The sequence below is a fragment of the Anabaena sp. WFMT genome, from assembly GCF_051781005.1.
Classification (GTDB): domain Bacteria; phylum Cyanobacteriota; class Cyanobacteriia; order Cyanobacteriales; family Nostocaceae; genus Anabaena.
In genome coordinates this window covers 274,944-294,284 of the sequence record NZ_JBPWOA010000006.1, presented here as the reverse complement: position 1 = coordinate 294,284, position 19,341 = coordinate 274,944, and the positions used below count along the sequence as shown (strand labels likewise).

Below are 19,341 nucleotides of genomic sequence, written 5' to 3'. Positions count from 1 at the left end.
GTCAAAAATTATTTTATGTTACTAAGAGACTCTCAAATAAAAAATATCCCAAAATTTATTGTGGTGCAGACTGAAAAACCTGCTAAGAATATAAGGACGGGCAGGACTTGTACTGAGCTTGTCGATAGCGTAGCGTGGCGTTAGCCATAGTATGCCCATCCCACAAGATTGGATCATCTCTTTTATGGAGTTCTCTAAGTCTTTTAGCTGATGAATTTTCAGATCACAATTAAGCCTATAGATAGGTAAATTTAACAATCAGATTGTTTAGGCTAGGTTGGTAAAGTTATGAAAAAATTCATGAATCAAGAAACAGTTCCCAATCAAGCCGAAAAGCTGAACCCTGAAGAAGAAGCATCACAATTAAGTCCAGAGTTACTAGACAAAATTAAACATCCACCAAAAATGGATGATGTCATCCGAGAACAATCAGCAATGGAGAAACGCGGAAATCCAGCTTTAGTTCCCGAAATGGTAGACGAACCCGATAATGACATGACTGGCTTAAGTAAAGATTAGTCAGGTTAGAATTAGATTCAGTGTTTTGACTTTTCTAGTCCATGCTACCAGTCATATATTCTGATGAATTTCTAGAACACCAAACCGGACGCTATCATCCCGAAAAACCGGAACGCTTAAGGGCAATTGTCAATGCTTTGAAAAATACCAGCTTTGCTGAAAAACTAGAATGGCTATCTCCTACCCTCAAATTAGGGTTGATGTCTTGGATAGAAACTGCCCATACTGCAACATACATTAGCAAACTACAAGCGATCGCATCTACAGGTGGTGGTTATTTAGATGGAGACACCCCAGTTTCTCCCCGTAGCTATGATGTGGCCTTATTAGCGGTTAGCGCTTGGTTAGATGGAGTAGATGTGGTTTTAGCCAGAGAAAATCCCGCTTTTGTATTAGCGCGTCCACCGGGACATCATGCTGAAAGTGATGCAGGAATGGGATTTTGCTTATTTTCTAATGCGGCTATTGCTGCTTTATATGCTTTACAACAACCAGGAGTTAACCGAGTCGCTATCTTGGACTGGGACGTACATCATGGGAATGGTACTCAAGCGATAGTGGAGACTCACTCACAAATTGCATATTGTTCTCTACATCAATATCCAGCTTATCCCGGTACTGGGAAAGCTTCCGAAAAAGGTTTACATCAGAATGTTCTCAATTTACCTTTACCCCCTGGTAGTGATATTACTGCCTATCAACCCCTGTGGAAAAGTTTGATTTTACCTTTTTTAAATAAGTTTCAGCCAGATTTACTGATTATTAGTGCTGGTTATGATGCTTTAGCAGATGATCCTTTAGCAAGTGTCAATTTGCAACCTGAAGATTTTGGTTTATTCACAGAATATTGTTTAGGTGTAACTCGCAAAATTTTATTTGGGTTAGAAGGTGGCTATGATTTATCATCATTATCAAAATCAGTAGTTGCCACTATTGAACGCTGTTTAGCCTAGTGCTGTATTTTTAGTATAGATATACTAAAAACGGGTTAAAAGTGTCATTCTGAACGAAGTGAAGAATCTCCGAGATACTTCGCTGCACTACGTTACGCTCAGTATGACATAAGTTCAGATTTCACCCTTTTGCAGTATATCTACTGATTTGTGGATTCTATACTCAAGTATATTTAAGATTCTGCCACTCAAATTAATATGCTTATATTTTAGATAAATTTGCCCTCCTAGCTTTTCTACAATCCTTCGGCTGGGGTCATTTTCACGATCTACAGGATATCTTAGATACTTGTAATCTAAGTTAGCATCAGCCCATTGCTTCAATGATCTAATTGCTTCTGTAGCATAACCTTGATTATGTGCTGATTTTTTTAACCAAATTCCCATTTGCGGCGATTTACTATTAATTTTATATATGCCACTACAGCCTAAAAATTCTTGAGAATCTTTCTTTAAAATCACAACTATTAAATTCTCTCCTTTTTGCATTTCTAGTAAAGATTCATTAATGAAAAATTCAGTATCTTCAATTTCTCTAGGTGGGGCAGCATATAAATAAGTTGTAATTTCCGGAGTGAATTCTCGAAAAATATCTTCTTTATATTTAAGTGATATCGGCTGTAATAACAGACGATTGGTGGATATTGCCAAATGTAAATATTCCATGATCTTCCTCTCGGTAGATGTAATCAATGACACGGAATTATAAAAGGGCTTACGGTACTTAGGAGTGGCGTTATTTTTACTTATAGTATTTTTCTGTATTGTCTCTCACCAAATCAGGGCTAAATTCATCAAATCTTTAGCGATAAAAATTTGTCATGATCTCCTGAAAGAGCTAAAGTTTTGTTAAGATGCTATTGCTAGGGATTAATCAGCAAGATCAATCCATCTGAATGCTGAGACATTAATAGTACTAGTAGCCGCTTAAAGTTCTGAAGGTGAACAAATGACCACCTATATGTTTTTTGACGATGCCCTCCGAATGTTGACCAATGCCTATTTGATCTCAGCAATTCTTTTAATTGCAGCTTCGAGTATAGGTTTGGCAGTGATTGAGACGATTGAAAAAACAGGAGAACACTAAGTTCACTTTCAAGGTGTGCTTCAGCAACCAAAAAATTCTCTGTACGTGTTCCCTTCGTGTTAATCATGGGAACAGCAAGCCCTACAAGTCTCACAGCGTTGCAGGTTTACCTGGAAGTGATAAACCCCGCAGGTAACTGTACCGCTATTGGGACGGTTATTTATACCAGGGAATAAGGGGAAGGAAAAAAACAAGCTTGATTTTTTCTTCATTGATGACGAATCAGGGGTATGACTCTATACAGAAAATTGGCTGACTAAATGCCATTGCTGGAGAGTAGCAAAAATATTTTTTACAGTACATAATTACTATTATTCAGAAATATATTTTTTTAGTAAAGAAGACCGCTGTATCTTTTCTGTGTTTTCTCGGATAAATATTCCTTAATGAAGTTTTGTAATTGCGATCGCATCCAGACATTCAGGAATGTGTGCTGGTTGGGCTGATAAAACTGTAATTGAAGACAAAAAGGACTTCCAAATAAAAAAATATACACATATTTCTTGTGGTGCGGGCATCTTGCCCGCTAATTATCAAGGGCAGGCAGGACTTGTACTGAGCTTGTCGAAGTATGCCTACCCCACAAGATGAGATCATTTATTTTCTGAAAGTCCCAAAACAATCTCTGTTTTGGCGATGTAGGTAAGTGCAATAGTATCTCGTAGAGAAGGTATCGCCTATTATTAGGAAGCAGTGAGGTGCGATCGCTATAATAGAAACATAAATCTCAGCGATTAACTGTAATGACTATCAAAGAATTGCTCTTACAAGAAATTGACAACACCCCCAACGAAATCCTAGAGGATATACTGAGTTTTTTGCAATCAATGAAAACCCCGCCAAAACAGCCCCCAAGCACATATCGAGAACTCTTAGAGCGAATTGATTACCTAGAAACAATAGTAGGTATTCGTAAAGGACTGGATGAATTTGAGCAAGGTGAAGGAATTCCTGCCAATCAAGCCTTGGCAACCCTAAAATACAAATAGGTTTCAATTTAGATTTTGTACCTCCTAACTACGCAAACTGCTGTATGTTTATATGGCTTACGCTACGCTATCAGCAAGCCCTAATTATGAATTACTAATTACTAATTGACCATAAGGATTGTAGGATTTGGTAAGAGACTTCCAAATAAAAAATATCCCAAAATTTCTTGTGGTGCAGGCAAGATGTCTGCTAAATAATACAAGGACGGGCAAGATGCCCATCCCACAAGATTGGATCATCTTTTTTGTGGAGTTCTCTAATTAACTTTTATTGATGATTGAGTATGTCTGTATCGGCCACTTTATCCCAACTGGTTGAAGTTCTTTTAGCGAATCCTGTTAACGTATCTGTATCTGCTTTAGCTCAATTGGGCATTGGTATGCAAACAGATACCAGAGTTTTGCAACCTGGTGAAGTATTTATGGCTTTACGAGGGGAAAAATTTGATGGACATGATTTTGTGGAGATTGCGATCGCTAAAGGTGCGATCGCAGCTATTGTAGATTACGACTATGAAAATCCTGGATTCCCGGTTTTGCAGGTGAAAGACACCCTCAAGGCATATCAGCAAATTGCTAGATGGTGGCGTGATTCCTTTGCTATGCCGGTGATTGGGGTAACAGGTTCGGTGGGTAAAACCACAACCAAGGAAATAATCGCCGCAGTTTTAGCCACTCAGGGACGAGTTCACAAAACCTATGGAAATTTCAATAACGAAATTGGTGTCCCAAAAACTCTGTTAGAACTCGGTGCAGAAGATGATTTTGCTGTGATAGAAATGGCAATGCGGGGGAGGGGACAAATTGCCGAACTGACGCAAATCGCTAAACCAACCATTGGGTTAATTACCAATGTGGGAACGGCACATATTGAATTACTCGGTTCAGAATTAGCAATAGCGGAAGCGAAATGTGAGTTACTAGCCGAAATGCCTGCTGATAGTGTGGCGATTCTTAATCATGATAATTCTCTATTAATGGAGACAGCAGCGAGATTTTGGCAAGGGAAAGTGATTAGTTACGGCTTTTCTGGTGGCGATATTCAAGGGGAGTTAATTGATAATGAAGTTGTAGAAGTAGCGGGAATGCGTTTACCTTTACCGCTGCCTGGTCGTCATAATGCTAGTAATTTTTTAGCAGCTTTAGCAGTAGCTAAGGTATTAGAAATTGATTGGAAATCTCTACAAGCTGGGGTAGTTGTGAATATGCCTGGTGGGCGATCGCAACGATTTACCTTAGCTAATGATATTTTAATTTTAGATGAAACCTACAATGCTGCCCCAGAAGCGATGTTAGCGGCGTTGCAGTTATTGGCAGATACCCCTGGAAAGCGGAAAATAGCTGTTTTGGGGGCAATGAAGGAATTAGGGGCAAGATCCCCACAACTGCATCAACAAATTGGGGAAATGGTGCAGAATTTGCAGTTAGATGGTTTGCTGGTTTTGGTTGATGGAGAAGATGCGGAAACCATCGCCAAAAGCGCTAGTGGTATACCTTCTGAGTGTTTTGTCACCCATGCGGATTTGGTAGCGAGATTGAAGAATTATATGCAGGAGGGCGATCGCTTATTATTTAAAGCAGCCCATTCCGTCGGATTAGATCGGGTTGTCAATCAGTTACGGGTAGAATTTCCTACTTGAAGTTAAAAAAGGCTAAAAAGCTGACTATTCAAGATTTCTTACCTTTTGTCTTCTTGCACTAGCAACTAAAACGCTACAACTATTTTCAGATAAGCGTCATATCTACCTATTGGACATCAATTGGTGATTTATTGTTGCGCGATTGATAAATGTAGTGTTATAATAACACTATTAAACACTAGATGACAAAAGGAAGAAATAAATACAAAATAAAGGCATGGAAACACTAAGCAGTGCTACTATGCCCGACGGAAAAAGACTAAACATATATTTCACTGATGAAGACGATTTAGAGCTTTATACAGAAATAGCAACAGAAGCTAAAAGCGAAAAACGCTCTATGAGCCAAATGGTAAAGATACTTGTCAGCGAAGCTATCACTAATCGAACCAAGAAAAATCCAAAAGCAAGTTAGCTCAAACTCAGCAAAACAATGACAACACCACCAGTGGATAGACTAGATCGGATAGAAGCGATATTAGAAGTTACGGTCAACAGCTTAAATGGTTTGACAACTAGAGTTGATGACCTGACCTATAAAGTTGATGATTTTATTGGAACTGCAAACACGGTATTAGCTCGCAGCGCCGTATTAGACGACATCATAGTGCGATTGGATCGGAATTTTGAGGAGAGTCAACGGAACTTTGGAGAGAACCAAAAATCAACCAACGCTGCTTTAGAGAGGTTAGAAGCGATTTTGTTAAAGTTGATGGATAAGTGAGTTAGGGGAAAAACAAGAGCTACAGAAAGTTTAGAGTTTCTACAATAACTCTTCCTTTACCAAAGTTGCTAATTTATCAGCAGCACCACCTTCACCCCTAACACTGCGAAGTTTATCTCGCATAGCCTCCAATTTTTCGGGATTTTCTAAAAAGTCTAAAACCATTTCTCCAACTTCTTGCGGTTTAAGTTTCCCCAAAAGTTCTGGTACTATTTCTTCCTGCGCCCAAATATTTGGCCAGGATAATAAACCTATGCGTTTGAGAAAAAACCAATTAATCAATTTAGCAAAATTTGTACCCACTCCTGGTAAATTAGCCAACAACCCTGGTAAACCATCCCAAGAGCGCATAGAATCCATTTGTTGAGTTGGTAATAAAACAATCATTGGCACGCCTAAAGCACCAAGTTCAGCCGTGTTTGCACCAACTGTAGTTAAGCAAATAGAACATTGAGATAATAATTTATATGCTGGATTTTCTTGGTACAATTCAACAGTTAAATCTGTCTCTGTTTTTAATATTGGCTGACCTTGTTCTGGAATAATTAAAGCTGCACTATTAGCACCAAAAATTTCTATAAAAGGGTTTTTTTGGGGATTTGCAAAACTCGCTAAAGTTTGTAAATCTAAAGTTGGGGCAACAGGAATTACAAACTTGGTTTGAGGTCTTTTGGTGTGAATATATTCAGCAATAGCTAAAGTTAAAGGTACACCTTGGGTTAATTTCGCAGCTTTTGAACCTGGTAAAATCCCAATCATTTCAATTTTAGATTGTGGATTTTTAACTTCGGATTTGAGGTGATCTTGTTCTGCTGCTTCTAACATCAAATCACCGACAACGGTAAATTTATGAGCATATTTGGGTGAAACATTTTCTACAACCTTCGCTTTCATAACCCCAAAACGGTCGATTAAATTGTGCCAACGGGCTTCCCATTCGGCGTAAACTACTGTTTTATACCCCAGTTTTTTACCAATAATGATCGGGAAAATTTGATCACCACCGAGAAATACAACTACACCCTTACTTCTCCAGTCCCAACTTTCTGCGGTTTTTCCCCAAAGTAGAAATTGCCAAAAATGTGATGCGGCTTGGACTCTATCAACTTCTGGGTAAGAAAGTGCGATCGCTCTCTCTTTTCCACTAGCATGGGGACAAGGTGATAAAATTACAGAAATTCTGACAACATCACGATCATCACCTAATTGTTCTCTTAACGCTTTCACTACCGGACGCACCCAGGTTGTTACTTCCCCTGGACCATTGGATAAAATCAGGATATCTATTGGTGTTGCCATCTTTAAAAATATAATTAATTGGTTCTAAAAATAAGATTATACTGATATGACTAGAGTAGACAAGATACAAATATGTAGTTACGATATTATTGATGTTAAAGCGATAATTGGTGTATCTATGAAGACAACTAAAATATTGAAAATAGCTCTAATTCCTATCTTGACTATATCTACCCTTTTATCTGTATCCAAGACAGCACTAGCTGACTACTTGAGAAGTGAGGGTAGGGGTGGTGATTATCTTTATGAATTATGGTCTACTGATGATGGTAGTAATTACTACTTGAAAATTTGGAATGATAAGGAAGATCCAAAAAAAGATCCATCCTCTCAAACTGGAAGCTTTGAATCTAGTGGAGAAGCTCTAAATTATTTTGATTGCTACTACGCTAACAAAAGCTTACCTGAGTGTCCAAAATAATTAGTTTCATATTCCCCGATTTATTCAAAAAATTGGGGATATATTAGGTATTTGTAATAAATAATGATGGCATAGAATGGGGGTAACATCGAGAAAAATATATGAAATCTTCACTCTATAACCGTGACTTTTTGCTTTGGACAACAGATACTGTTGCTAAACTGAGAACCCATGATTTTGATCAACTTGATTTAGAGAACTTAATAGAGGAAATTGAGAGTTTGGGGAGATCTGAGAAAAAAGAACTAAAAAGCCGACTTTTGATTCTTCTAGAACATTTACTAAAAAGATTGTACATCAACTTACCCAATGACTATCGTGGTTGGGAAATTACTATTGATGAACAAAGACGACAAATAGAATTAGAACTTGAAGATTCTCCCAGTCTCAAAACTATCTGGGAAGAAGCTTTTAATAGTGCTTGGAGACTTGCACTCAAAGGGGTTCACAAAAATTACCCGCAAGTGACTTTTCCTGATGTGTGGCCATATCCTAATGATATAGACTCTATTTTAGATTGCGACTTTTGGGAATTATAATCTCACGCAAAGGCGCAAAGGCGCAAAGGAAGAAAATTGCTGTAAATGCGTAAAAACTGCTTCCTCTCCGCGTACCTCTGCGTACCTCTGCGTTTAAAAATAACTCCTACTCAGCACCCTCAATAGGTGCAAAACCTTGACGCTGAATGTTTTCTGTCACCGTTTTTGGTTCTAGGAATTGCAAAAGATAATCAGGCCCCCCAGCTTTAGAACCAACACCAGAAAGCTTAAAACCACCAAAAGGTTGACGGGCGACTATTGCCCCGGTAATATTCCTGTTAATGTATAAATTCCCCACTTCAAAATCTGCTTGCGCTTGCTGAATGTGGGAAGGTGTCCGAGAATAAAGTCCACCAGTTAACGCGTAATTTGTTCCGTTAGCAACTTCCAAAGCTTCTGCAAAATCTTTAACTCGAATCACTGCTAAAACGGGACCGAAGATTTCCTGTTGTGCGATTATCCCATTTGCAGGTACTTCTGAAAAAATCACAGGACCGATAAAATAACCTTGACTTGGTGCGGGTAATTCTAGAGCGACTTTTGCTTCTTCTTTCCCTTTTTGAATATACTCCAAAATGCGATCGCGCGAATTAGCATCAATCACCGGACCAACTTGAGTACTGGGTAATTCCGTTTCACCGATATTCAAAGATTTCGTCGCTTCTACCAACCTTTCTATAAAAGCATCATAGATTGGTTCGAGAACAATTACCCGTGAACAAGCAGAACATTTTTGACCACTATAACCAAAAGCAGATTGCACAACTCCGACAACAGCTTGGTCTAGATCAGCACTTTCATCCACAATAATTGCATTTTTCCCACCCATCTCCGCAATTACTTTCTTCATATGCTTTTGACCGGGTTTGAGAATTGCAGCTTCTGCGTAAATTCTACAACCTACTTCCTGGGAACCAGTGAAAGCAATCACATGGGTATCAGGATGATTTACCAAATAAGCACCGACTTGAGAACCTTTACCGGGGACGTATTGAAAAACACCTTTTGGTATTCCTGCTTCAATTAATATTTCTGTAAATTTGGCAGTAATTACAGAAGAAGTTTCCGCAGGTTTGAGCAAAGTACAATTCCCAGAAACCAAAGCAGCGACAGTCATCCCGCAAGCAATAGCCAAAGGAAAATTCCAGGGAGAAATCACTACAGCGATTCCTTTCGGCTGGTAAATATAACGATTATTTTCTCCAGATACGTCATAAATTACACCTTTATCCAGCCGTTCCATTTCATCAGCATAATAAAGACAAAAATCAATTGCTTCCGAAACTTCCGCGTCAGCTTCTTTAACAGGTTTTCCTACTTCTAAAACTATCCAAGCAGAAAGTTCAGCGCGTCTTTCCTCCATTAACTCCCCAGCTTTCCGCAAAATATCAGCACGTTGTTTAACTGGGGTTTTCTTCCAAGCAGGAAAAGCCGCTTTAGCAAATTTCATTGCTGCCTCAGCTTGTTCAACGCTGAGAAGTCCAATTTTTCCCACAACTTGACTGAAATTAGAAGGATTAAGGGAATCAACAAACGTGGTTGTATTTACATATTCACCATTAATCAATGGTAAATAAGTTTTTCCAAGTTGTTGACGGACATTTTGGAAAGCTTGCTGAGAAACTTTTCTTTTTTCTTCTTCAGCATAATCTGTATCTGCTACACCGAAGAACCCCCCCTCAGTCCCCCCCGCAAGCGAGGGGGAAGCTGGAATTGGTGGTGCTAGTAGTTCTTCAACGGGACGATTTTCTAAATTTTGGCGTAAAAAGGAACTATTTGCGGTATTTTCCAATAATCGCCGAATCAAATAAGCCATTCCGGGGAGAAGTTCACCGTAGGGACAATAAACCCGGACGCGATAACCCTTATCTACCAAGGCTTTGGCTATTTTATCACCCATGCCGTAGAGAACTTGCATTTCAAACCGACGACGGGGGACTTGGAGAGTTTCAGCAATTGCTATAGCGCGAGATTGCGATCGCACGTTATGACTTCCTATGGCAGAATACACATACTCATGATTTTCTAGCAAAATCTGCGTAATCGTCTCAAAATTCGCATCTGTAGCCGCTTTATCATTGTAAACCGGTTGTTGCCAATGCTTTTGAGTAGCTTTGATAGTTTCCTGATCCCAATAGGCACCCTTAACCAAACGAACAGTTAGAGGATAACCGCGTTGTTTTAACCAAGCAATAATATCTCTAGCATCTTGTTCACTATCACGCAGATATGCTTGAATAGTCATGCCAATATCAGTACGTTGACGAAATTCTTCTTCGAGTAGAAGTTTTTTGAGAATATTGAAAGTAATATCCTTATACGCATACTGTTCCATATCAAAATGGACTGCTGCACCCAACTCCTTCGCCCGACGTAGTAAAATACGAATGCGATCGCTCACCCGTTCCTCACTACCTTGAGCATCCAAAGGATCAAACTGAGAATAAAACGCCGTTAACTTCACAGAAACCTGAACTTTCGGAATATTCTCACCCTCAGCTTCATCAATAGCCGGAATTTTCGTCCACCTTTGCGAAGCCTCCACCAATTGCTGCATCAACTCCAAGTATCTTTCTAAATAAGACTGCGCTTCTGTTTCCGTAATGACCGCTTCACCAAGTAAATCAATAGTGAAAGCCATCTTTTCTTTTCGCAGTCTCTCAACAGTTTTAATGACTTGTTTAATATTTTCCCCAGAAATATACTTATGTGCCAGAGTTTCTACCGCAGTTCCCACAGTTGTTGCTGCTACCTGTCCCGGCATAGAATCAGGATTAGCAAAATTGAGCATTCCTTTCAAAGCTGCGGGTAATTCTACAGACTCATCTCCCAAATATTCTTGTAAATGAGACGCAATTTCTGATTTACTATGTAAAGCGGGTAAAGTATCAATAAAGCGAAAAAGTTGTACCCTTAACCCAGGATTACTCATAGCCCAGTCGAGTAACTTATCATCCCAACGCATTTGATCCCGTAAAGCAGCCAAAAAAGAGCGATTTTCTTGAGTAGCCGCAAGAACCTGTTTAGCGATTTCTTGGGTTTTCGCTTCGTAAGTGCTGTTTTGTATTTGTAATACCACTGAAATTAAACTCCTTAATTTAAGATTATTTGCAAAAATCCAGTTCCCCTCCACGAAACAGTGGGGAGGGGTTAGGGGTGGGGTTCTTCTGGATTGATTGGTTAATTGAGTAAGTTTGATATACCGACATTACAAGGCTTTCAAGTTAAGTTGACACCATTCCCCACCACCCCATTCCCTATTGTGACGTTTTCATCATTTAGTAGCCACAAAGGTCACATTTTTGTGGAGAATCTCTAATCATCGTGTAAAAATGTATTACAGTGCTGCCCGTAAAGTAGCCAACCCCAATTTACAAACCTTCTTAAAGTAGTAGTTTTAGATGTGGTTGTATTGAATGTCTGGAAAAACTTGGCCTTAGCATCTTTAGGGATAGCTATAGTCTGCTTGGTAGGTTGCACAAAAAAGCCGACAGATCAACAATTGGAAGTATGGCGTAAAGAAGCGGTTACGCGCAATAGGCAAATTCTGGCAGATAACGACAAAAACAATCAGCAGCGTCAGTGGAATTTAGTTATTCAGGGTGAGACAGCGACTGGTAAACCTGTAACCTTAAATTGGCAGCAGATAGAAAATTTAGCTCAGGCCAATGTGAATACAGTTGATGCAAATAACATCGTTAACCCAAATCAGGTATTTAAGTTTCGTGGCATAGCTGTAGACACACTGTTACAAAAGTTTGGTATTCAACCAGGAGTCACTGAAGTAACTTTTGTCTGTTACGACGCTTATCAAGTCACAATTAAAATAGAAGACTTGCTTACTTACCCAATTATTTTAGCACTTACTAGAAATAATCAACAAATTCAGCGTAGTGAAGGAGGTCCAATTTATTTGGTCTTTCCTTATACCCAGCATCAGGAACTCAAACAAAAATATGATGAAGGTATGTGGGCATTTTACGTCACCGATATCATAGTTGGTACAGAAAAAGCTTTAGTGCGAGTGGGTCAGCGTGAATTTAATTTAGCAGACCTGGACAAATTACCTCAAGTTACCCTGACACAAAAAGTTGGTTATCGAGTCTGGTGGCCGAGTAACAAGGTTCAACTACAGGGTGTCAGAGTGCGCGATGTTTTGTCCTTAGCTGGTGTTAACTTAAATCCAACGGGATCTGTGGTTATAAGTGGGAAACCAGTAGTTTACAGTAAAACGACAGAAGCAATAAATTTAACCGCTGAAGAAGTACGCGACTGTGATATTCTCTTAGCTACCAGATGGGATAACGACAAAAAACCAATTTCATCGAAAATGGGTGGCCCAGTAACTCTAGCTTTCGGTGATAACTGTCAAGCAGAAACCAAGCAACTCAAATGGGCGACTTTTGTAGAAGAGTTGACTGTAAAGCCATGAAATTTTTCGCCTTACGTTCTTCAATTCGCACCCAGATCATGGCTTCTACCACCCTCCTGATTCTGGCTTTGATTGGTGCGATAGTTACGGTTTGGGCAAAAAGTGAAAGTACTCTTTACCACCAAGAAAAATTAAATGATGCTAAAAGTCTTTCTAAGGTATTAAGTTCTACCTATGCCAACGAGGTATCGGAGGAGAATTGGAGTCAAATTCGTTTAAATATAGATTTGCTGTTGAGAGAAAATGATGATTTTATCTATGCCTTAGTATCTGATTCCAATCAAAAAAATCAAATTGCTGCCGCTTCTCCTAACGAATTTCAAAACAATTATATCCCTGATATTGTATCCCTCAGTGTCACCAATGCTGCCATAAATTCCTCCGAAAAAACTCACGTTGTCGAAACATTTATTCTCCGAGATATTTATTTTGCTGATAAGTTGCGGGCTAAACGTGGTGAAAAGGTGATGGAGGTAGCATCAGATATTCAAACACTATCTGGTAGAAAACTTGGCAAATTAAGAATAGGTATATCCTTACGAAAAGTCAATCGTGCTGTTACCAATGCAGTCAATCAGGCTTTGATAGTGGGTTTTGTCGGACTAAACGTAGGCTGGATATGTGCGTATTTCTTAGCACAGCATTTAAGTGATCCGGTACGCCGTTTACAAGCTAGTGTTGCTAAAATCGCCGGCGGAGATTTACAGCATCGCGCAGATATTCATTCTCGTGCAGATGAAATTGGCGCTTTGGCAACTTCGGTAAATGAAATGTCTGCTGCATTGCAGATATCATTTAGCAAGTTGCAAAAAACTTTAGATTCTTTTGAGAGATTTGTTCCCAATAAGTTTATCTCAGTTATTGCTCCCCAAGGAATAGAAAATATTGAAGTGGGTGCAGCTTCAACAAGAAGAATGACGATTTTATTCTGTGATATTCGCGGTTATACCTCAATGTCTGAAGCAATGGAACCTATAGAAATCTTTAGGTTTTTGAATGACTATTTGGCTTGTATGGGAAAAGCCATAGATGAAGCAGGGGGATTTATTGATAAATATATTGGTGATGCTATTATGGCGCTATTTGACGATGGGAATACAGACTGCGCTTTACGTGCCGCAATTTTAATGCAACAGGCTTTAGATAAGTTTAATGATGAGCGAAGTATGCAAACAGGACAAACTGGTTTACCAAGAATTAGTGTTGGCATTGGTATTCATCGTGGTACAGTAGTTATGGGTACAGTGGGCTTTACCTCCCGCATTGATTCTACTGTTATCGGTGATGCAGTTAATGTTGCCTCCCGAATTGAGGGGCTAACTAAGCAATATGGATGTAATATTCTCATCACAGAATCAGTAGTGAGAAACTTATCTTGTCCTGAATCTTTTTCTTTGAGACTAATAGATAAATCAGTGAAAGTCAAAGGCAAAGATGAAGCAATATCTATTTATGAAGTAAAAGCATAATTTGGTAAAAATTCAGGATTCAGCCCTATGGCTAAACGCCACGCTACGCTATCGGCTTGTCTTCGACACACTACGTGAACGCTCAGGGCAAGGAGTCAGAATGCTTAATAAAGTCAGGAATAGAGAGAAGTGAGATTTTTTCAAAATCATCAAAATTGACTCAAAAAGCCTTTATTATCCTGACTTGGAGTATTCTCCTTACTTAATTATTTATACTGTAACCGGGTGAAATCTGGACTTATGTCATACTGAGCGTAACGTAGTGCAGCGTTCGCGGAGCGTCTCGTAGAGAAGTATCTCGGAGATTCTTCACTTCGTTCAGAATGACACTTTTAACCCGTTTTTAGTATAGATAATTTTAAATTCGTAATTAAACGCACAAGAAACTAAAATTTTATGGATAGTACAAAACTAGCACAATATCTAGAAGCCACAGGGGGCATTTCTAAACCTTGGTTATTGGTTCAATTAAGGCTACAAAAACTAAAAGAACGGCGAGATACAATATCAACACAGGTTTATGAGCAAGAATTAGCAGATATTCTCCAAGATTTGATGAATTTGGGTGAATGGTGGCTCGGAATTGAAGATCAGGTATTTTAGGGAATAGGTGACAAGTAATACTTCCTTCTTCTTCCTTCTTTACTTTCCTTCGGAACGTCTTCGACGAACGCGTACTTTGCGTCTTTGCGGTTCATTTCATTCGGTATTCTTTTGATGAGAAGGGAGTAGGGAAGATGGGTAGCCGAGAGGAAGTTTCTTATTGCTTTTTCTCCTGAACTCCCGAACTTCTGAACTCCTGAACTCCTGAACTCCTTCTTCTATTAGTGCCTAAATTGTGTCATGATGATAGTCTATGTGTGTCGCAGATTGAGAACGGTGTAATTAGGCATGGATTATCGGGATGCAGGCGTTGATGTTGAAGCGGGTAGAGCCTTTGTAGATCAAATTCGCAATTTGGTTCACAGCACCTTTAGACCGGAAGTAATTGGGGGATTAGGTGGCTTTGGTGGCTGCTTTCAACTTCCTACAGGTTACAAGGAACCCGTTTTGGTGTCTGGGACAGATGGTGTCGGTACAAAGCTAAAAATAGCCCAAATTCTCAACCGCCATGATACCGTAGGGATTGATTTGGTGGGGATGTGTGTTAATGATGTGCTGACATCGGGAGCAGAACCACTGTTTTTCCTAGATTATGTAGCAACTGGTAAGCTAGACAAAGAGCAGTTAACTCAGGTGGTGGCAGGTATAGCTACTGGTTGTAAATTGGCTGGTTCTGCTTTGTTGGGAGGAGAAACGGCAGAAATGCCCGGTTTTTACCAAGTAGGTGAATATGACTTGGCTGGTTTCTGTGTGGGAATTGTGGAAAAAAGCCGGATGCTAGATGGTTCTCAAGTGCAAGTTGGGGATGTGGCTATAGGTTTAGCTAGCACTGGGGTGCATAGTAATGGTTTGAGTTTGGTCAGAAAAATTGTCAGCAACGGGGGCTTTTCTTGGAATGACAACCCAGATTTATTAAATGGGGAAACTATCGGTGAGACTTTCCTCAAAGCTACCCGAATTTATGTTAAACCTGTTTTAGCGGCTTTAAAAGCTGGGTTAGAAGTTCACGCTATGGCTCACATCACTGGTGGGGGTTTGCCGGAAAATTTACCTAGATGTCTGGGAACAGGACAAGCAATCAAAATTAATCCCAATAGTTGGACTATTCCCTCTATGTTTCAGTGGTTAGCTGAGGCTGGCTCTGTGGGTGCTGAAGCTATGTATAATACATTTAATATGGGGATTGGATTTGTGGTGATACTACCACCTCACGAAGTGGAACAAGCAATTAACCATTTTCAATCGCAGGATATTCCCGCTTATGCGATTGGTGAAGTTGTGACTGGAACAGGGGAATTGATAATGGGTAATGGGTAATTGGTAATTGGTAATTGGTCATTACCAGCCTAAACAGATATAACAGGTATCTAAAACGAATAGAATATCAGTATTTATCAAAACTTACGCAAAATTTTAGACTGTCTTTATAGAAGTAATCAAAAATACTCATGACCATGAGCGTTGAGATTTGCTAACGTAGTCTTAACAAATCTCAAAAATTAATTACTGTAGCAGATAAAGTAGCTGCCGACACCAGTGTATATTGATTTTTCATTTATTCAGTGTGGCGTGTTGGTTTCTTAAAAAATTGCATATTGTTGTTCAGAGGGGGTTATGGTTGTAAATTTTGTCCAGACTACTGCTTCCACAGAACTTTTAAGACAAGTATTCCAGAACATTGATGCCCAAAGTTGTCCTAGTTTATTTAATTTTCATATGCACACGGTCAACTCGGATGGCAGATTGCAGCCGAGTGGATTGATGGAGCAAGCGATCGCAATTGGGCTAAAAGGACTAGCGATTACTGACCATCATACTATTGCTGGCTATCAAGCGGCGCAGGCTTGGTTAGAAGACTGGAAGTGGAGTAATCCCGATGCACATACTCCTCATCTGTGGAGTGGTGTAGAAATTAATGCCAATTTGTTGGATATAGAAGTTCACATTTTGGCTTATGCTTTTGAGCCAGAAAGCTCTAGTCTCAATCCTTATTTGCAAAAAAAAGCAACGGTAGGTAAACAGTATCAAGCTGCTAATGTCATATCTGCTATTCATGATGCTGGTGGACTAGCTGTACTTGCTCATCCAGCCCGGTACAAGCGATCGCACTTTGACTTGATTCCCGCTGCGGTGGAACATGGAATTGACGGTGTTGAGGCTTTCTATGCTTACAACAATCCCAATCCTTGGAAACCCAGTCCTGTCGTATCAGAAGAAGTGCAACTTTTAGCGGCAGAATTCGGGTTATTTAATACCTGTGGTACTGATACGCATGGTTTAAATTTGCTGCAACGTTTGTAAACTTGAACTTATCTTTTTTATACTCCTGGTTAATTTAGCCAGGGGGTAATTACTACCCATGATTGTGCTAACGCTGATGAAATTCAACTTGTTTTTCTAGGATTTTGACATCATATTTCCCAAAAAAATCATGTCCAAGTAACCCAATCATAGCTTTGGGTGCGATCGCAACTCTGGCATTCTTAACAACAGCACCACTAACAGCAATTGTTGAGATATTACCAGTTTTGAACTCAACTATACTACCATCGGCAATACTAGCTTTTACTGTTCCTGAAGGTTGAATTTTCAGGGCTGTAGCCATTCCTTGAGTAATCAAAATACCACTCGCACCAGTATCAACAACCATTTCAAAGACTTGATTACCGTTAAAATTAACATCTATAATTGGAGTCTGACCGCTACGACGCTTAATTGGGACGCGAAAAACCTTGGGAGTTGATGGTGGTGGTGTCATCCCGCAGAGTTGTCCCAAACTCAGAGTTTTACCTGATGATGTCACCATAAAACAACCACCGGGATCATTAGCTTTAGCTACAGATGGTACTGTTAAAAACATTATCCCAGATACAGCAGCAATCCCTACCCTTTGAACAGCTTTCATTATTTGTAGTTGCCCTAAATTGCTCGAAAATCCTCTAAATCTAGAATAATCGAAAGTGTTAATTATACCTACAGCAAAAACCCTTATTTTTACTGAAATTCAGAGAATAACCAAGCATAGAGAAGGTATCGATCTCTACTCAATATCAATAATCCATAGGCTTAGTCCATTTAGGAAAGTCCAACTTCTATTACCTCTCCAGGAACTATTACATTTAGCACTTTTCTAGCTTCTGGTATTAGTGGAATCAAGTCAGAAAGACGATTTTTGGGAGCTATAAGCACAACAACTGCAACTCCCGCTTGTTCTAAGTTTTGCTGGTGTCGCAAATTTTGATCTGTAGTCAATAGAATGGTGAAACTTGTTTGTTTCATGAGTTGTAAAAGTTCACCATTCTTTTTACCTGACCATCCCATCTCGACAACTGTTCGTACTTCGTAATCTTTGAGTTCCCGTTTGAGAGGACGTGGAACACATTCATCAAGCAGGATTCGCATAAGCTGTTAGCATTTCCTTTGCTAATTCTAAGGCTGCGATCGCTTGCTCACGGCTGACACTAGGAAAATGATCTAAAAACTCATTTAGTGAATCACCTGCTTCTAGATAATCAAGCAACGTCTTAATTGGTACGCGAGTTCCCACAAAGACGGTAGTTCCCCCTAATATATCGGGGTCACTGTGAATAATATGTGATGTTGATATCATAAAAACTTTAGCCAATTTTTAATCATTCATAATAATCCTAGCTTGGAATTACTACAACTGGAAACGGAACATCGTCGTAGATCACGCTCTACTTTACAGTTGTCTCAAGTTGTTATGCGATCGCCATCACAAACTAGTTAGTTTAATCCCTCAAGGACTGAAGCAACTTACTAGGACGTGCGGCTTTTATAGCTGGATATAGATCGGGATATTTAATAAACATATAATGTTCATATTCATACCAGTGCATATCACTCTTTTCCAGATTACAAATCCTGCAAATGACCCATAAATTTTTAAATTCCATTGATAACCAAGGATATTGTGATCTAGGTAACTTGTGATCAATATTCTTACCATCCTTTTCAGAGTATTTATCCCCACAAATCGGACAGTACCAATCTGAATTATCTCTTACCCACTCTTTACTTTCCTCCGTTGTTCCACATTCTGCATCACCATTAACATATCTCCAGTAATCAAATTTTCTATAATTATCAAAATCTTGAGAAGTAAGTTTGTGATATCGCTTTTTACCAATTTTGTCAGCAATCTTAAATAATTCGCTAAGTTCTTTATTTTCAATATTCATATAATTTTCACTAGAATTTAATAGTTTTGTATGATTTTTGATTATTTCTATTCTTTGTATATTTATTCTTAGTCTTCTGACTAAAATCAATAATTTCAATTTCTGTATCAGGAAACTGCTTATCTATCTCATCTGCAATCTCATTGACTTCTTTAGCTAACTTTTGATTGAACTCTTGTATCTCCTGATCACTAAGATATTTATTTCCTATGTGGTCAGCCTCTAAAAACAATTCTTCAAGTGTCAAATCTTGTAACTGATATTTATCTAAAAAATCCTTGATTTTCTGGTAAAGTTTGATAACATCATCCCAGCCTATATTTTTGTACCCATTGTCTTTTAACCAACGTTGGTCTTCTTTATGGAGATTATTTCTATTATTCGAGTTAGCGCGTTGAATCTCACGATAACTCATTCCTTGAAAAGTTTTATTTTTATTTTTTTTATTAGTCATAAAATTATTT

The 19,341-nt window shown here is 39.0% G+C and carries 22 protein-coding genes; 14 read left to right on the top strand and 8 right to left on the bottom strand.

The window, feature by feature from the left end; genetic code table 11:
* Positions 1-300: 300 nt before the first annotated feature.
* Positions 301-519: a hypothetical protein gene (locus ACSQ6I_RS06035; protein WP_438889466.1), complete on the top strand. Its 219-nt coding sequence runs from the start codon at positions 301-303 to the stop codon at positions 517-519.
* Between the two features lie 41 nt (positions 520-560).
* Entirely contained in the window at positions 561-1,472 is a 912-nt protein-coding gene (locus ACSQ6I_RS06030; RefSeq protein ID WP_438889465.1) for a histone deacetylase family protein, read from the top strand.
* Positions 1,473-1,586: 114 nt separating this feature from the next.
* Here the strand turns inward: ACSQ6I_RS06030 and ACSQ6I_RS06025 are convergent, their stop codons facing one another.
* Positions 1,587-2,138: a GNAT family N-acetyltransferase gene (locus ACSQ6I_RS06025; RefSeq protein ID WP_438889464.1), complete on the bottom strand. Its 552-nt coding sequence runs from the start codon at positions 2,136-2,138 to the stop codon at positions 1,587-1,589.
* Positions 2,139-2,421: 283 nt separating this feature from the next.
* Between ACSQ6I_RS06025 and ACSQ6I_RS06020 the strand changes: the two genes are divergently transcribed.
* The 5 genes from ACSQ6I_RS06020 to ACSQ6I_RS06000 all read left to right on the top strand — a co-directional run bounded on the left by ACSQ6I_RS06020 (position 2,422) and on the right by ACSQ6I_RS06000 (position 5,912).
* The gene (locus tag ACSQ6I_RS06020; protein WP_323310188.1) at positions 2,422-2,559 is read left to right on the top strand and encodes a hypothetical protein; all 138 of its coding nucleotides are present in this window, start codon (positions 2,422-2,424) and stop codon (positions 2,557-2,559) included.
* 743 nt (positions 2,560-3,302) lie between these two features.
* Positions 3,303-3,548, top strand: a complete 246-nt coding sequence (locus ACSQ6I_RS06015; protein WP_438889463.1) for a prevent-host-death family protein — start codon at positions 3,303-3,305, stop codon at positions 3,546-3,548.
* A gap of 284 nt (positions 3,549-3,832) precedes the next feature.
* On the top strand, positions 3,833-5,188 hold the full coding sequence (locus tag ACSQ6I_RS06010; RefSeq protein WP_438889462.1) for a UDP-N-acetylmuramoyl-tripeptide--D-alanyl-D-alanine ligase: 1,356 nt from the start codon (positions 3,833-3,835) through the stop codon (positions 5,186-5,188).
* 217 nt (positions 5,189-5,405) lie between these two features.
* Entirely contained in the window at positions 5,406-5,603 is a 198-nt protein-coding gene (locus tag ACSQ6I_RS06005; protein ID WP_438889461.1) for a ribbon-helix-helix domain-containing protein, read from the top strand.
* A gap of 18 nt (positions 5,604-5,621) precedes the next feature.
* Entirely contained in the window at positions 5,622-5,912 is a 291-nt protein-coding gene (locus ACSQ6I_RS06000; RefSeq protein WP_438889460.1) for a hypothetical protein, read from the top strand.
* A gap of 39 nt (positions 5,913-5,951) precedes the next feature.
* Here ACSQ6I_RS06000 and ACSQ6I_RS05995 read toward each other — a convergent pair whose 3' ends face one another.
* Positions 5,952-7,211, bottom strand: a complete 1,260-nt coding sequence (locus tag ACSQ6I_RS05995; protein ID WP_438889459.1) for a lipid-A-disaccharide synthase — start codon at positions 7,209-7,211, stop codon at positions 5,952-5,954.
* A 46-nt stretch (positions 7,212-7,257) separates the two neighbouring features.
* Here ACSQ6I_RS05995 and ACSQ6I_RS05990 point away from each other — a divergent pair, with 46 nt between their 5' ends.
* Positions 7,258-7,632 carry a hypothetical protein gene (locus ACSQ6I_RS05990; RefSeq protein ID WP_438889458.1) on the top strand — a complete coding sequence of 125 codons (375 nt, stop codon included), beginning with the start codon at positions 7,258-7,260 and terminating at the stop codon, positions 7,630-7,632.
* 101 nt (positions 7,633-7,733) lie between these two features.
* Positions 7,734-8,171, top strand: coding sequence for a DUF29 domain-containing protein (locus tag ACSQ6I_RS05985; RefSeq protein ID WP_438889457.1), 438 nt, complete (start codon positions 7,734-7,736; stop codon positions 8,169-8,171).
* Positions 8,172-8,277: 106 nt separating this feature from the next.
* Here ACSQ6I_RS05985 and pruA read toward each other — a convergent pair whose 3' ends face one another.
* Positions 8,278-11,250 carry an L-glutamate gamma-semialdehyde dehydrogenase gene (pruA, locus tag ACSQ6I_RS05980; RefSeq protein WP_438889456.1) on the bottom strand — a complete coding sequence of 991 codons (2,973 nt, stop codon included), beginning with the start codon at positions 11,248-11,250 and terminating at the stop codon, positions 8,278-8,280.
* 324 nt (positions 11,251-11,574) lie between these two features.
* Between pruA and ACSQ6I_RS05975 the strand changes: the two genes are divergently transcribed.
* From ACSQ6I_RS05975 to ACSQ6I_RS05955, 5 genes are all read left to right on the top strand, one after another.
* Positions 11,575-12,603 carry a molybdopterin-dependent oxidoreductase gene (locus ACSQ6I_RS05975; RefSeq protein WP_438889455.1) on the top strand — a complete coding sequence of 343 codons (1,029 nt, stop codon included), beginning with the start codon at positions 11,575-11,577 and terminating at the stop codon, positions 12,601-12,603.
* Positions 12,600-14,072: an adenylate/guanylate cyclase domain-containing protein gene (locus ACSQ6I_RS05970; RefSeq protein ID WP_438889454.1), complete on the top strand. Its 1,473-nt coding sequence runs from the start codon at positions 12,600-12,602 to the stop codon at positions 14,070-14,072. The genes ACSQ6I_RS05975 and ACSQ6I_RS05970 overlap by 4 nt, the downstream gene beginning before the upstream one ends.
* Before the next feature lie 396 nt (positions 14,073-14,468).
* Complete coding sequence (locus ACSQ6I_RS05965) at positions 14,469-14,675, top strand: hypothetical protein (RefSeq protein ID WP_438889453.1); 207 nt, start codon at positions 14,469-14,471, stop codon at positions 14,673-14,675.
* 288 nt (positions 14,676-14,963) lie between these two features.
* Entirely contained in the window at positions 14,964-15,992 is a 1,029-nt protein-coding gene (purM, locus tag ACSQ6I_RS05960; protein WP_438889452.1) for a phosphoribosylformylglycinamidine cyclo-ligase, read from the top strand.
* A 297-nt stretch (positions 15,993-16,289) separates the two neighbouring features.
* Positions 16,290-16,976, top strand: a complete 687-nt coding sequence (locus tag ACSQ6I_RS05955) for a PHP domain-containing protein (RefSeq protein WP_438889451.1) — start codon at positions 16,290-16,292, stop codon at positions 16,974-16,976.
* A 67-nt stretch (positions 16,977-17,043) separates the two neighbouring features.
* Here ACSQ6I_RS05955 and ACSQ6I_RS05950 read toward each other — a convergent pair whose 3' ends face one another.
* The 5 genes from ACSQ6I_RS05950 to ACSQ6I_RS05930 form a co-directional block, all read right to left on the bottom strand.
* On the bottom strand, positions 17,044-17,580 hold the full coding sequence (locus ACSQ6I_RS05950) for a retropepsin-like aspartic protease family protein (protein ID WP_438889450.1): 537 nt from the start codon (positions 17,578-17,580) through the stop codon (positions 17,044-17,046).
* A 170-nt stretch (positions 17,581-17,750) separates the two neighbouring features.
* Complete coding sequence (locus tag ACSQ6I_RS05945; protein WP_438889449.1) at positions 17,751-18,077, bottom strand: DUF5615 family PIN-like protein; 327 nt, start codon at positions 18,075-18,077, stop codon at positions 17,751-17,753.
* Entirely contained in the window at positions 18,061-18,285 is a 225-nt protein-coding gene (locus ACSQ6I_RS05940) for a DUF433 domain-containing protein (RefSeq protein ID WP_438889448.1), read from the bottom strand. The genes ACSQ6I_RS05945 and ACSQ6I_RS05940 overlap by 17 nt, the downstream gene beginning before the upstream one ends.
* Before the next feature lie 142 nt (positions 18,286-18,427).
* Entirely contained in the window at positions 18,428-18,877 is a 450-nt protein-coding gene (locus ACSQ6I_RS05935) for an HNH endonuclease (RefSeq protein ID WP_438889447.1), read from the bottom strand.
* Positions 18,878-18,887: 10 nt separating this feature from the next.
* Positions 18,888-19,331, bottom strand: a complete 444-nt coding sequence (locus tag ACSQ6I_RS05930) for a hypothetical protein (protein WP_438889446.1) — start codon at positions 19,329-19,331, stop codon at positions 18,888-18,890.
* Between the last annotated feature and the right edge of the window lie 10 nt (positions 19,332-19,341).